This window comes from Pandoraea sp. 64-18 (assembly GCF_001899225.1).
GTDB lineage: Bacteria > Pseudomonadota > Gammaproteobacteria > Burkholderiales > Burkholderiaceae > Pandoraea > Pandoraea cepalis.
The window spans coordinates 104,702-118,823 of sequence record NZ_MKVU01000007.1 but is presented as its reverse complement, the minus strand read 5'-3'; the positions used below and the strand labels follow the sequence as shown (position 1 = coordinate 118,823).

12 protein-coding genes are annotated in these 14,122 nt (G+C 65.8%); 7 read left to right on the top strand and 5 right to left on the bottom strand.

All coding sequences use genetic code 11. The annotated features are described in order from the left end of the window. Positions 1–60 precede the first annotated feature (60 nt). Together BGP02_RS05945 and BGP02_RS05940 are read right to left on the bottom strand one after the other, a co-directional pair. The gene (locus BGP02_RS05945) at positions 61–1,533 is read right to left on the bottom strand and encodes a 2-hydroxymuconic semialdehyde dehydrogenase (protein ID WP_286798208.1); all 1,473 of its coding nucleotides are present in this window, start codon (positions 1,531–1,533) and stop codon (positions 61–63) included. Between the two features lie 192 nt (positions 1,534–1,725). Further along, positions 1,726–2,292, bottom strand: a complete 567-nt coding sequence (locus BGP02_RS05940) for an SRPBCC family protein (protein ID WP_261938187.1) — start codon at positions 2,290–2,292, stop codon at positions 1,726–1,728. A gap of 314 nt (positions 2,293–2,606) precedes the next feature. Here BGP02_RS05940 and BGP02_RS05935 point away from each other — a divergent pair, with 314 nt between their 5' ends. The 6 genes from BGP02_RS05935 to BGP02_RS05910 all read left to right on the top strand — a co-directional run bounded on the left by BGP02_RS05935 (position 2,607) and on the right by BGP02_RS05910 (position 8,473). Continuing rightward, positions 2,607–3,650 (top strand): LacI family DNA-binding transcriptional regulator, encoded by a 1,044-nt coding sequence (locus tag BGP02_RS05935; protein WP_017234225.1) that lies wholly within the window; start codon positions 2,607–2,609, stop codon positions 3,648–3,650. A 186-nt stretch (positions 3,651–3,836) separates the two neighbouring features. Then, positions 3,837–4,850, top strand: a complete 1,014-nt coding sequence (locus tag BGP02_RS05930; RefSeq protein ID WP_017234224.1) for an extracellular solute-binding protein — start codon at positions 3,837–3,839, stop codon at positions 4,848–4,850. Between the two features lie 55 nt (positions 4,851–4,905). Beyond that, positions 4,906–5,730: an ABC transporter permease gene (locus BGP02_RS05925; RefSeq protein ID WP_261938188.1), complete on the top strand. Its 825-nt coding sequence runs from the start codon at positions 4,906–4,908 to the stop codon at positions 5,728–5,730. After that, positions 5,670–6,551, top strand: coding sequence for an ABC transporter permease (locus BGP02_RS05920; protein ID WP_369751581.1), 882 nt, complete (start codon positions 5,670–5,672; stop codon positions 6,549–6,551). Before BGP02_RS05925 ends, BGP02_RS05920 begins: the two co-directional genes overlap by 61 nt. A gap of 43 nt (positions 6,552–6,594) precedes the next feature. Next, positions 6,595–7,638 carry an ABC transporter ATP-binding protein gene (locus BGP02_RS05915; protein WP_017234221.1) on the top strand — a complete coding sequence of 348 codons (1,044 nt, stop codon included), beginning with the start codon at positions 6,595–6,597 and terminating at the stop codon, positions 7,636–7,638. Between the two features lie 7 nt (positions 7,639–7,645). Next, complete coding sequence (locus BGP02_RS05910) at positions 7,646–8,473, top strand: phosphodiesterase (protein ID WP_261938190.1); 828 nt, start codon at positions 7,646–7,648, stop codon at positions 8,471–8,473. Positions 8,474–8,579: 106 nt separating this feature from the next. On the opposite strand, the gene hmpA is transcribed toward BGP02_RS05910, so the two are convergent. The 3 genes from hmpA to BGP02_RS05895 all read right to left on the bottom strand — a co-directional run bounded on the left by hmpA (position 8,580) and on the right by BGP02_RS05895 (position 13,048). Beyond that, on the bottom strand, positions 8,580–9,782 hold the full coding sequence (gene hmpA / locus BGP02_RS05905) for an NO-inducible flavohemoprotein (RefSeq protein ID WP_017234219.1): 1,203 nt from the start codon (positions 9,780–9,782) through the stop codon (positions 8,580–8,582). 332 nt (positions 9,783–10,114) lie between these two features. Next, complete coding sequence (locus tag BGP02_RS05900) at positions 10,115–11,686, bottom strand: ankyrin repeat domain-containing protein (RefSeq protein WP_017234218.1); 1,572 nt, start codon at positions 11,684–11,686, stop codon at positions 10,115–10,117. A gap of 285 nt (positions 11,687–11,971) precedes the next feature. After that, entirely contained in the window at positions 11,972–13,048 is a 1,077-nt protein-coding gene (locus BGP02_RS05895) for a hypothetical protein (protein WP_286798207.1), read from the bottom strand. Between the two features lie 340 nt (positions 13,049–13,388). Between BGP02_RS05895 and BGP02_RS05890 the strand changes: the two genes are divergently transcribed. Next, positions 13,389–14,018 carry a DUF1415 domain-containing protein gene (locus tag BGP02_RS05890; protein ID WP_017234214.1) on the top strand — a complete coding sequence of 210 codons (630 nt, stop codon included), beginning with the start codon at positions 13,389–13,391 and terminating at the stop codon, positions 14,016–14,018. Positions 14,019–14,122 lie beyond the last annotated feature (104 nt).

Below are 14,122 nucleotides of genomic sequence, written 5' to 3'. Positions count from 1 at the left end.
CTTGGGACGGCGCACGGGTGCGGGGGGCTCGACCCCCATCGATACCCCCGCACCGTCGCCTCACAGTTTGATGCAGATGTTGGTGATTTCGGAATAGAAGTCGAGCGAGTGGCGTCCGCCTTCGCGGCCCAGTCCCGAGCGCTTCACGCCGCCGAACGGCGTGCGCAGGTCTCGCAGGAACCAGGTGTTCACCCACACGAGCCCCGTCTGGAACTGACGCGCCACGCGATGCGCGCGCGACAGGTTCGTTGTCCATACGCAACCGGCAAGTCCGTACTCGCTGTCGTTGACGCGGCGAATCACTTCGTCCTCGCGATCGAACGGGGCGACGTGGCACACGGGGCCGAAGATCTCCTCGCGGACACAGCGTGCCGTATCGGGCAGGCCGGTCCAGACCGTGGGCTGGACGAAGGCGCCGTCGTCGCGGGCATCGCCGAAGGCGGGCACGCCGCCGCCGGTCACGACCGTCGCGCCTTCTTCCACCGCCAGACGATAGTAAGCGAGCACCTTCTCTCGATGTTTGCGAGACACGAGCGGACCCATCTGCACGCCGATGGCGTCGGGCGCGTCGATGCGCAACGCGGCGGCACGCTCGGCCAGCGCGGCGACGAAACGGTCGAAGATCGGTCGCTCGACATAGACGCGCTCCGAACACAGGCACACCTGACCCGCGTTGGTGAACGACGAGCGAACCACGCCATCGAGCGCGCGCTCGAAGTCGGCGTCCGCGAACACGACAGCGGCGTTCTTGCCGCCCAGTTCGAACGAGATTTCCTTCACGCCGTCGGCCACGGCCTTCATGATCGCGCTGCCGGTCCGCGACTCGCCGGTAAAGGTGATCGCCGCTACGTCCGGGTGTTTCGTCAGGTGTTCGCCGGCCGAGTCCGGGCCGAAGCCGTGCACGAGGTTGAAGACCCCGGGCGGCACGCCGGCGGCGTCCATCACCTCGGCGAGCAGGGTGGCGGAAGAGGGCGTTTCTTCCGACGGCTTGGCGACCACGCAGTTGCCCATCGCCAGCGCGGGGGCCACCTTCCATGTGAAGAGCAGCAGCGGCAGGTTCCACGGCGAGATGATGCCGATGACCCCGAGCGGTTTGCGCGTGACGTAGCTCATGACGTCGCCCCCGTCGGCGGCGCGCATGTCGTACATCTCGGTGCCGGCCGTCTGGACGAGATCGGCGAACATGCGGAAGTTGGCGATGCCGCGTGCGATGTCGAGGGTGCGGGCCTGTTCGACGGGGCGGCCCGTGTCGGCCACTTCGGCCGCGACGAAATCGTCGAAGCGCGCCTGGATGCCGTCGGCGATCCGATGCAGCACCGCGGCGCGCTCGGCGGGCGTGGTGTTGCCCCACGGCCCGTCGTGCAGGGCACGGCGCGCGGCGCGCACGGCGCGATCGACGGTAGCGGCGTCGGCTTCGCAAACCTTCGCGACGAGCCGCCCGTCGACAGGGCTGACATTATCGAACTGGCGATCGGTGGCAATGAACGCGCCATCTACGTAGTGCCGCAGCAGCGGCGGAGTCGCAAGGCTCACGAGGTCTCCTGGAGCAGGGTGTTTTGCGGGGTGGCGAGGGCGCGAACGCCAGGGCACAACCGCCGGATGCCCTCCAGTCTAGGCATCTGGCTATATAAAAAATAATGAAAACTATCGTGGCGTCTATTCCTGATTGGAATAGCAAGGGGCAACAGGGAACAGAAAGGGGGCAGCGGGGAACAGCAGCCAGGCTCAGTGGTGCGCGTCGTGGCTCATCCGTGCGCGCGCCTCGCGCAGGTCACGCGCCTCGCGCGCTTCGCCGATGGCGGCGGGCGGCAGGTCGGTGTCGAGGCACTCGACCAGATGGGCGTTGAGCAATGCCGCGAGACCTTCGCCGCCACGTCGCATGACGTAGTTGTGATTCCAGCGGAACAGCGGACGGGCAATGGGCGCGAGCTTGTTCATCCAGGCGCGCTCCGTATGCACGTCCCAGGCATAGCGCACCGCCGTGATCGGCCCTTCCGTGTCGAAGCGCCACACGCCGGTGCCCTCCAGCTCGCCTGACGCGACACTGCGCACCTCGCGCATCGGGTCGACGTGCGTGACGCGCGTCTCGATGGTGAGCGAGTAGGGCAGCGCACCGTGCCAGGTCAGCACACGCACCGCGCCCACGCCTTGCGCGTCGCCCGGATCAAGCGTGCGCACGTCGCGCACGCACGGCCACCACCGTGCCCAGTGGTCGACGTCGCGAATCGCGTCCCAGACTTCGTCCAGCGGCGCGGTGAGCCGCCACAAGGTGAGGAAGTGATAGTCGTTCATGGCCGATCCCGGTCGTGGAGGGAGAGGGTGCCGTCATGCCCCTTCGGGCTGGGGAATTTCAGTATAGGCGGCATCCCGGGGGCCGGCGTGCCGCTGCTCATGTCGACCACGCCGGGCAATGCGAGCCAGGGCTGGACGGGCGAATTGCCGGCGGTGTCTGCCCGTTGTCGTTCCTTGTCATTTTTTGGGCGATGTCATGAATCCATCACATTGTCTCCATAGAATCCCGAAGTGAAAACGTTTTCGTAAACGTTTACATTTGCAAAAAATCCGTCAACGGCAAGTATCGACGGTACGACACAAGGGAGACGAGCGTGGCAGATATCCGGGACGTGGCGCAGCGCGCGGGGTGTTCGATTGCGACGGTGTCGCGCGCGCTCAATTCACCTCGGTTGGTGCGTCCCGAGACACTGGCGCGCGTGCAGGCGGCCGCCGCCGAGCTCAAATTCCGTCCCAATGCACTTGGCCGTCAGTTGCGCGGCGAGCGCACCGGACTGATCGGCGTGATGCTGCCCACGCTGGGCAACCCGGTCTTTGCCGATTGCCTGGAAGGCATTGAAGCCGCCATTGACGGCACGGGCCGACGGTTGTTGCTCGTTACCACCCAATACGACCCGGAGCGCGAGCGCAACGCCATCGAGACCTTGCTGCAACAGCGCGTTGATGGCCTGCTGCTGACGCTGGCCGACGCCGAGCACAGCGCGCTGCTCGACGATATCGCGGCGGAGGGCGTGGCGTGCCAACTCGTCTATAACGATGCGCCGGAGCGTCCATGCGTCTCCGTGGACAATCGGACCGCTGCCGCGCAGGGGGTGGCCATGCTGATCGAGGCGGGTCATCGCGACATCGTGATGGTGACGGGCGCGTTGCATGCTTCCGACCGCGCCAAGCGCCGCTATCTCGGCTACGGCGATGCCATGCAGGCCGCTGGGCTGACGCCGCGGCCGGCCTTTGAGATCGACTTCAACAGCGGGGCCCGTGGCGAGCGGGTGCGCGAATGGCTGGCGCAGCGCGAGCGCGACGGCGCGCGTCCCACGGCACTTTTTTGCTCCAACGATCTGCTCGCCCTTGGCGTGATGCGCGCCCTGCGCGAGGCGGGGCTGCGAGTGCCCGACGATATGTCGGTGCTGGGCTTCGACGGGCTGGGGGTGGGCGAGCTGCTTTCGCCGACGCTGGCGACTGTCGTACAACCGAGTGTGGACATCGGCCGTCACGCGGCGCAACGTTTGCTCGCCCAGATCGACGCGCGCGTCGGCGCGACGCCCTCGCACGACGCCTCACTCAGCCATGCGCTGATTCTGCCGCACGAGATTCGTCGCGGCGGCACGGTGTCGGCACCGCCGCGCCGGCGGGGGTGAGACGCGCCATCGAACGGTATTGCACGGTTTTGAAGGGAACGTAGTAGCAAGGAAAGCGGCCGACGACTGGCTCCGGAAAGAGAGTTCAGCGCCGGCCGAGGCAATCAGGCATCCGGGCATGAGGCCCGCACTTATCCGGCGGCACGTGAGTTCCGCCAACGCTCAGACATTCAGGAGCTTACCAACATGAAGCTTTGGATCACCCGCGCCGCCCGCACGCTGGCGCTGTTCACCCTGCTCGGCGCTGGCGCCGCGCAGGCCCAGCAGACGGCCATCTGCTACAACTGCCCGCCGGAATGGGCCGACTGGGCCGGTCAGGTCAAGGCGATTGCACAAGACACCGGCATTCGCGTGCCGCTCGATAACAAGAACTCCGGCCAGGCCGTTGCGCAATTGATCGCCGAGCAGAAAGCGCCGGTGGCCGACATTGTGTATCTGGGCATCACGTCTGCCATCGAAGCGGCGAAGAAGGGCCTGCTCGCGCCGTACAAGCCGGCGAACTGGGATCAGGTGCCGGCCGCCATGAAGGATCCGAACGGCATGTGGACGACGATCCATTCGGGCACGGTCGGCTTCTTCGTGAACCGCGACGCGCTGGAAGGCAAGCCGGTGCCGCGTTCGTGGGCCGACCTGCTCAAGCCGGAATATCGCGGCATGGTGGGTTACCTGGATCCGAGCAGCGCATTCGCCGGCTATGCCGCCGCGATTGCCGCCAATCAGGCGCTCGGCGGGTCGATGGACAACTTCGGTCCGGCCATCAGCTATCTCCAGAAGCTCAAGGCGAACGCGCCGATCGTGCCTAAGCAAACGGCGTATGCGCGCGTGCTCTCGGGTGAGATCCCCATCCTGATCGACTTCGATTTCAACGCCTACCGTGCCATCTACAAGGACCACGCCAACGTGCAGTTCGTGATCCCGAAGGAAGGCACCGTGTCGCTGCCGTACGTGATCGCGCTCGTGAAGAACGGCCCGCACCCGGACAACGGCAAGAAGGTGATCGACTACACGCTGTCCGACAAGGGCCAGGCGCATTGGGCGCAAGCGTTCCTGCGTCCGGTGCGCGCGAGCACGATGCCGGCCGAGGTCGCCGCCAAGTTCTTGCCCGCGAGCGACTACGCGCGGGTGAAACCGGTCGATTTGCAGAAGCTCGCCGCGCAGCAGGACGCGTTCGGTCAACAGTATCTGAAGAACGTGCGCTAAGCACGCAGGGTCGTTTCGCCCTGATGTTCAACGAGGAAGAGGAGCAAAACAAGCGATGCGTGACCTGACTCTGCCGCGCGGCTGGCGCGTGGCACTGCTGCTGCCGGCGCTGGCGGTCTTTCTGGCGTTCTGGCTGTTGCCAATGGCTGCCCTGGTGCAGGTGAGCGCCGACGGTCACGCGTTCGAGACCTATCGCGCCATTCTCACCAATGCGCGTTATCTCGACAGCCTGTGGCAGACCATCGCGCTCTCGGCGCTGGTCACCCTTGCCACGCTGGCGTTATCGCTGGTGGCGGGCCTCTTCCTCACCCGTCACGACTTCCTGGGGAAATCGGCGCTCGTATCGATGCTGACGCTGCCGTTGGCGTTCCCCGGCGTGGTGGTCGGCTTCATGGTCATCATGCTGGCGGGGCGTCAGGGGCTCATCGGCGATCTGTCGGCGAAACTCCTTGGCCACAAACTCGTGTTCGCGTACTCGCTCACCGGGCTCTTCATCGGCTACCTGTATTTCTCGATTCCGCGCGTGATCCTCGCCGTGATGGCCGCGGCGGAGTCGCTCGATCACTCGCTCACGGAAGCGGCCGCGTCGCTGGGCGCCGGGCCGTTCGCCATCGCGCGCGACGTGACGCTGCCTGCGTTGGCGCCGGCGCTGATCGCGTCGGGCGCGATGTGTTTCGCCACCTCGGTCGGCGCATTCGGCACGGCCTTTACGCTGGCGACCGATATCGACGTGCTGCCCATGACCATCTACACCGAGTTCACGCTCAACGCCAACGTGGCGACGGCGGCGGCGCTCTCGGTGGTGCTCGGCGTGGTGACGTGGGCGGTGCTCATGCTGGCCCGCAATTTTACGGGGCAGGCGGTTGCCGCCGGAGGTTGATTCGCATGCTCAAGAAAACGCTTTTCACGCTGCAACTGCTGCTCACGCTGCTGATGTGTGCGTTCCTGCTGGTGCCGGTGGGTATGTCGATACTTGCCGGGCTGTCGGTGAACTATTTCCGGGGGCCGTCGGCCGGCCTCACGTTCAAGTGGGTGATCCAGGTCTGGCAGGACTATCACGACGCGATTCTGAATTCGCTGTACGTCGGCGCCGCCACGCTTGTGCTGGTGACGCTGCTCGGGGTGCCGGCCGGTTACGTGCTGGCGCGCTGGCGCAGCCGCATGGCGCGCTGGATCGAGGAGCTGCTGACGTTGCCCATCGCGCTCCCCGGGCTGGCCAGTGCGCTCGCGCTGATCAGCGTGTATGGCGGCATGCGCGGCTTCCGCGAGAGTCTCGCGTTCATTGTCGTGGGTCACGTCATCTTCACGCTGCCGTTCATGGTGCGTGCCGTGGCGGCGGCATGCGCCGACGCGCGCATCAAGCTGATGGAGGAGGGCGCGGCAAGCCTCGGCGCGGGTTTCCTGCGGCGCTTCACGACGGTGGTGCTGCCCAACATCCGCAGCGAGATCGTGGCGGCCGCACTCATCGTGGTGACGCTCTCGCTCGGCGAATTCAACCTGACATGGATGCTGCACACGCCCGACACGAAGACGCTGCCCGTGGGGCTGGCGGACGCTTACGCGTCGCTGCGCCTGGAGATCGGCAGCGCGTACACGGCGGTGTTTTTCGTGATGATCGTGCCGTTGCTGGTCGTCATGCAGATGACGGCGCAACGGGCCAAAGTGTCGAACGGGAAAACGTCGGCGCGTGGCCGCACTTGATCCGGCGGATGCGAGTACGCCACCGAATGCTTAGGATATGACGATGAAACTGACTTCCATCCCAATTCATCTCGAACGCTGTGCCAAGACGTTTCACGGCACCACGGTGTTGCAGCCCCTCGATCTGACGATCGGCGCGGGCGAGACGCTGGTGCTGCTCGGCCCGTCGGGGTGTGGCAAGACCACGACCCTGCGCATGATCGCCGGACTCGAGCGGCCCGACGCCGGCGGCCGCGTGCGCTTCGGCGACGAAGACGTCACGCGTCTGCCCATCGAGAAGCGCCGCGTGGGGATGGTGTTCCAGAACTACGCGCTGTTCCCGAACTTCACCGTGCGCGGCAACGTCGCGTATGGCCTGAAGCTGCGAGGCCTGCCGTCCGCGCAGATCGACAAGCGCGTGAACGAGCTGCTCGACCTCGTGCAGCTCACGCCGTTCGCCGAGCGCGCGATCGCGCAGCTCTCGGGCGGTCAGAAGCAGCGCGTGGCGTTGGCGCGCGCGCTCGCGCCGGAGCCTCGCGTGTTGCTGCTCGACGAGCCGCTCACGGCCCTCGACGCCAAGCTGCGCGAGACGGTGCGCGCCGATATGGATCGTCTGCTGCGTGGCCTGGGGGTCACAACCGTGTATGTCACCCACGACCAGGACGAGGCGATGGCGTTGGGCGATCGCATCGTGGTGATGAGCGCGGGGCGCATCGAGCAGATCGGCGCGCCGCGAGACATCTACTACCAACCGGCCTCTCGCCATGTCGCCAACTTTGTCGGCACGATCAACCGTCTGGCCGGCGTGTGGCGCGAGGGACATTTCCATCTGGAAGGCGGACGTTTTGCCTGCCCGAATGTGCGTGCCGACGTGCAGGAGTTGTACTTCCGCCCGGAAGATGCGGTGGTCGTGCCGGCGGACGATGCAGCGCTCGTCGGCCGTATCGAGGAAGTACAGTTTCTCGGCGACCGTACCCGACTGACGCTGGGCGGCGTGTCCGCCGCGGGGTCGGTGCTGGTCGAAGTGTCCAGCCGTCGCGCATGCCGCGTCGGCGAACAGGTCGGGTTGTCGCTGCCCGCCGCCCATGTCTTTTCGCTTCACGGATAAACTGCCCATGCTGTTCGCACAAATCAGCGACCTTCACATCAAACGGCCCGGCAAGCTGGCCTATCGGCGCGTGGATACCGCCGCCTATCTCGAACGCTGCGTGGCGCGTCTGAATACGCTGGTGCCGCGTCCCGAATTCGTTGTGCTGACGGGCGATCTCGTCGATTTCGGTGCGCGCGAGGAATATGAGCACCTGCGTCGTTTGCTCGCGCCGTTGCAGATCCCGTACTACCTCATCATCGGCAATCACGACGGTCGCGACGCACTGCGCGAGGTGTTTCCCGAGCACACGTATCTCGGCGAGCCGGGCAGCTTCGTGCAGTACACGGCGACGCTCGGCGCGCTGCGGCTCGTGGCGCTCGATACGCAGGACCCGCCCAACGGCGGTGGGCGCTTGTGCGACCAGCGTCTGCAATGGCTCGAAGCGGTGCTCGCCAGCGATACCGCCACGCCGACGGTGATCGCCATGCACCATCCGCCTTTCGCGTGTGGTATCGAGCACATGGATGCTCAGGCGCTCGATGCCGCCGATGCGGCGAAGCTCGCCGACGTGGTGCGCCGTTTCGACAACGTCGAGCGATTGATTTGCGGTCACGTGCATCGGCCGATTCATACGCGCTTTGCCGGCACGATTGCGAGCGTATGCCCGTCACCGGCCCACCAGGTCGCGCTCGATCTGCGCGAGGGCGGACCGTCCGCGTGGGCGCTCGATCCGCCGGCGTTCCAACTGCATCGATTCACGCCGCAGATCGGACTGGTCTCGCATCTGGCCTTCGTCGACGATGCGGGCGGCTCGCATCCGTTCTATGACGCCTCGGGCGCCTTGATCGACTGAGGTGTCATCGGCGGCGGCCCGCGCGGCGGGGGCACTGCATCTCGATGACAAAACGACACGAGGCCCCCAGATTCGGGGGCCTCGTGTCGTTTACCGCGGGGCTGGATCAGAGCAGGTGATCGAGCGCGTCCGGACCGAAGACTTCACGATGCAGACGCTCAGCCGGCACGCCGGCGTCGCGCAGGGCGCGCCATTGCGTCTGCATGAACGGCACCGGGCCGCACAGCAGGTAATCGGCGTTGGCAGGCAGTGTGAGGCGCGAGATGTCCATGCGGCCGGCGTAGCTGTAGTCGGCGCCTTCGCGTTCGTGGCTTTGCGGCGTTTCGAAGAACGTCGCCACGCGCAGGTTGGGCAGTTGCGTAGCCGCGAACGTCAGGTGACGGCGCAGAGCGACATGCGAGCCGTGGCGGGCGGCATGCGCGAACAGAATCTCGCGGCGCGACCCCTTGGCCGCCAGCGCGGCGACCATCGACATCATCGGCGTAATACCGACGCCGGCGCTGAGCAGCACGAGCGGACGAGCCTCGTCGAGCGACGTCGTGAACTCGCCGTACGGCGCGCTCACGAGCAGGCGGTCGCCGGCCTTCACATTCGCGTGCAGCCAGTTCGAGACCTGACCGGCCGGCTTCGTTTCGTCGGCGGCCTCCGCCTTGACGGTGATGCGCCAGTGCGCGGCTTGCGGTGCGTCGGACAGACTATATTGACGGCGTTGTTGCAAGCCATCCGGCAGCGTCACCGAGACGCTCACATATTGTCCCGGGGAGAACTCACCCGGCGAGCCACCTTCGGGCGTGGTCAGGTAGTACGAGACGATGTGATCCGTTTCGCGGTCGACATCGGCCACCACCAGTTCGCGCAGCGCGCCCAGCGGCGAGTGCGTGCGTTCCGACAAACGGGCTTCGGCCGCGATCAGTTCGCCGGCGAGCAGCCAGTAGGCTTCGTCCCACGCGGCGATCAGTGCGGGCGTGGCGGCGTCGCCCAACACGTCCTTGATGGCACCGAGCAAATGGCGGCCAACGATCGGGTAATGCGACGGCGTGATGCCGACCGACACGTGCTTGTGCACGATACGCTCTAGCACCGGCCCAAGCGCTGCGGCGTTGTCGATGTTCGCGGCGTACGCGAACACGGCCGAGGCGAGCGACTGTTGCTGCGCGCCACTGGCTTGATTGCCCATGTTGAAGAGATTGCGCAGCTCAGGATGGGCTTCGAACATGCTTGCGTAGAAGTGGCGCGTGATCGCAAGACCGTGCTCGCGCAAAACCGGAACACTCGCATCGATGTAGGGGCGGGAAGCTGCGGAAAGCATGGCAAAAACTCCTGAGTTTGTAAGATGCAATTCATATGCATCTTTTTTGTCGCACTTGTGGGTATTCCATCAGCACCGCCGGATCTCATTGTGCGGAAGATTCTCGGTGCGGCATTCGGTCGCCGGTGTCCCAGGGCTCACAACACGACCATCTCTTTAGGGACCCGGCGAGCGCATTATAAGATGCAAATTAAATGCATGTTATGGGGATGCGGCGTAATGTCGCATCGTCGCGACGGGCTGTCGCGCGATCGACACGGCCGAAGCGCCCGATCCGCCCGATCCGCCCGATCCGCCCGAAGCGCGCGATCCGCCGCATGTTGGGGCGCGCGCTATTGCCGTTGGGCGACCTTCTGTCGCGCGCTGTTGCGCGTCTCGGAGACGAACGCGAAGCTGGCCCGCACGAACCGGGTGCGCTCGGTGCTCAGGAACGAGAGTGCCGTATTTCCGCATCGATTGGGCCGGGTGGGATCGCCACCATACCGCAACGCTGTGCTCAGCATGTAGTCGGCCAGGATGGCGCTCTCACGCGTGCGGGTCGCGCCCGCCAGGGCGTGAATGAGCGTATTGCCGTCCGGCCCGCAGGCGTTGGCGTTCGGGTGGAGTGCGAGCAGCACTTCGGCGGCGCCGCAGTATCCCTGTCGGGCCAGCCACAGGACCGGGGGCGTGCCGTCGGTATGTCGTTGCCCGATGTCGACGCCGTCGCGCTGGAGCGACATCCCCAACTGGAAGATCGATTCGTGCGGCAGCAAGGGGTCGTGCCCCTGCGCGATGAGTCGATGCGCCTCGGCGGCCACGGCAATGACGAAGGGCGGTACATGACGGTTGGCGTTCTGGGCACCCGGCGCCGTGGAGGCCGACACGCCACGCCTTGCCCGCTCGCGAGCTTGCGCAATCATCGTCTGATTGAGCCGCAGGTACTGCGCAAGGCCGTCGCGAAGCAGTGCGCACGGCGTCGTGCCTTCCCGGTTGGGTTCGGCGGGATCGTGGCCGAATCGCAAGGCGAGGTTGAGCAGGAAAAAGGCGGAGACGGCGTGTTGCCGGAGGTGCGTCACGGCCGCGAGATAGTGCATGAGCGTATTGCCGTTGCGGTCGGGATGACTACCGCCCGCGCCGAGCGAAAGCAGGGCCTCTGCCGCGGCGCAATAGCCGTTCAGCGCGAGCAGCATGGCAGGGGGGGATCCGGTGCGGGAGCGCTGCGACAGATCGGCGCCATGTGACTGGAACATCGCGCCAAGTTGCTGATACGACACATGCGGGACGAGCAAATCGTGGCCCTCCGCATAGAGACGTTGGGCCTGGGCCGCCAGGGCGGTGGCCACGAGCGGCACACCGTTGACGGTGCGTTGATTGACGTCGGCGCCGTAGTTCAGCAGTGACGGCAACCATTCGGGCGCGACCTGGCTGCACACATGCGAGAGCGGGAGATGGACATCGCCCGCGACTTCGGACGCCGCGACGTCGTTGGTCGTGTCACGGCCGCAGGCGACGAGCACCCGGAGCGCCGCGGCGAGCGTCCCTGTCAGCTCGGCGGGGGCGTTCAGGATCGAATCGACAAACACGCTGAGGTAGCCCGATGGCGACGCGGCAAAACGGAGCCAGAGCCGCAGTCCTTCGTCGCTCAACAGCAAGGCGGCGTCCTCGGGGCGTAACCGGTCACGTCGTGTCCGGTCGATGAAGATGCCGGCTTCGTCGAGTTTGGCGAGGGTGCGGTCCTGCGCTGCCGTGCAGAACAGCGTGGCCATCGAAAAGGCCAATTCCTCGGGGCGGGACGCGCCGGAAATCAGGCAACTGTCGCGTAGCTCCCGGCCTGCCGTCGTGTTCAGGTTCATCAGTATTTCCCATGCCTGCTGCGGTGAGCATTGGCCGTCTTGTTTGGCGATCAGCAGGCGATCGAGCGTCATGTCGGACAGCGCCGAGGAGGCGGTGGCGACTGAACCGCTGGGGCCGATGTCAGAGGGCTTGGGCTGTGCTGCGGGACTCAGGCAAGTGGCCCCGCTACAAGCGGACGGCGTGGCCAGTGGTGATTGAGGCATGGAGAATAGGAGTGCAAAGCAATATGGGGGTGCGCATGTCGAGGCAAGCGCGATGCGGCAAGCCGCCGTCGCGCGACGCCATGTCGCATGGCGATGGCCGCCGCGCGACGGCGTGCGCGCCGGAGGACGGCGGAACTCGGGCCGGTGCGCGAACTAGATCAGTGCGCGAATCCGTCGACGCGCCGTGGTTCTGACGGTGTCGAGGTGCTGATCGCCGATCTGAGGGGCGGCGGGCAACGGTTCGGGGATCCACGAGCGCGGCGTTTGTCCTGCATGGTTGGCTCGGGTCATGTCGCCGCCGTAGCCGGACGCGACGACGAGGGCGTGTCGCGCGAGGCACGCGCAGTCGATCTTTACCGGGTCGTCCTGCAGGCGAACGATGTACGCGAGATGGTGCATCAGCGTGTTGCCGTTCCGGTCGGGGGCGTTCGGATCGGCGCCGGCGGCGAGCAGGGCTTCGGCGGCGCCGCAGAGCCCGTGGAGCGTGAGCAGGGCCGGCCCGGGCATACCATCGCGATTCGATTGTGCGAGATCCGCGCCTTGGCGCCTGAGCAGTTGTGCGAGTTGGTGCAGCGAGTCGTGCGGATCAAGGGGATCGTGATCGGCGGTGTACAGGCGAAGCGCTTGCGCGCGCATGGCGACCACCGTCAGCGGCATGCCTTGGTCGTTCATCTGCTCGGGGCACGCACCGAGTTGGAGCAGGCGGCGCAGCCATTGTGGGGCGGTCTGGCTGCACAAATGCGCGAGGGGATTGCGAGGGGCCGTGGCGGTCGGGTTCGCGGGCGTGGCGTCGGTCTTGTCGCGCCCGACCGCCACCAGCACGCGAAGGATCTTGTCGATGCGCGCGCGGCTTTTGGTGGTGGCTTCGCCGAAGACGTCGGAGCCGTCGAACACGCTCAGATAGCAGGTCGGCGACGCGGCGTATTGCAGCCAGAGTTTCAGGCCTTCGTCGCTTCGCAGCAGGGCGGCGTCGTCGGCGCGAAGTTGCCGGGCGCGGGCCGGTACGAGGAAGATGCCCACGTCAATCAAACGATCCAGCGTGCGCTCCTCCTCGGGCGTGTTGAGCAGGGTTGCCATTTGGAGGAACAATGGTCCGTTGGGGGAGGCGCTCTCGCAAGCGAGTCGTAGTTCGCGACCCGCATCGACTTGGGGATCGACTATCGCACGCCAGATATCCTGCGTGCGATAGTCGCGCGACCGGCTTGCCGCGAGCAGTTGACTGAGTGTCATGCTCGCCAATGACGCTGTGTCGCGATGGTGGATACGCCGCACGGCCCCATTTTCGGCGGAGGGCGGAGCAGGCGAGAGAATTTCGGGCGTGCTGGCGGCGGGAGACGGGATGGACGACGGACCGGGCATAGTCGTTGGACGCGTGGCGGTGGGAAAACCGCATGGTGGCGCAGATGCCGTCGGGCCGTTTTGGCATTCGTGCCCCTGAATTATCGATGCTGAGCATGCTGGCGGACATGCGTGTTGGACGCGGTGGGAATTACAATGCGGTATTCATGATGAATCGCCAAGTGCCCGTATGACGCAGAAGACCTTTCCCGTCCCTGACACCACACCCCCCATGGCGCAAGCGCAAGCGCAAGACCATGAGGCTGTGATCGCGGCGACGCGTCATTGGCTCACGCGTGCGGTGATCGGGCTGAACCTTTGCCCGTTTGCGAAGGCGGTGCACGTGAAGGAGCAGATTCGCTACGTCGTGAGCGCCGCGCGCGACATGGAAGGGACGTTGCTCGATCTCGAACGCGAGTTGCAGTGGTTGGCGCAAGCCGATCCACAAGCCGTGGACACGACGCTGCTGATCATGCCGGGTGCGCTGCTCGATTTTCACGAGTACAACGACGCGCTGTTCTTCGCGCAGCGCATGCTCAAGTCGTTGCATCTCGAGGGCGAACTACAGATCGCGAGTTTTCATCCGGACTATCAATTCGAAGGTACCGCGCCGGACGACGTGGAAAACTACACGAACCGCGCGCCGTATCCGATATGGCATTTGCTGCGCGAGTCGAGCATCGATCGCGCAGTCGAAGCGTTCCCCGAGGCCGAGATGATCTTCGAGCGCAACGAAGCGCTCATGCGGCAGATGGGCGTGGCGGGCTATCACGCGTGGATGGCGCAGGCGGCGGAAGATGAAGATGGGGCGAATGATAATGCGGTCGATGGCGCGGCCGACGGCAGCCAAGCGAAGCGCTGAACCGCGAGGCGATCGCTCGCGTCCCGGTCGTGGTGTGGTGTGGCGGGAGGCCTCGTTATGCCCCTAAAAATGCCCTCGGATGGGGCGAGAATAGGGGGGGCATG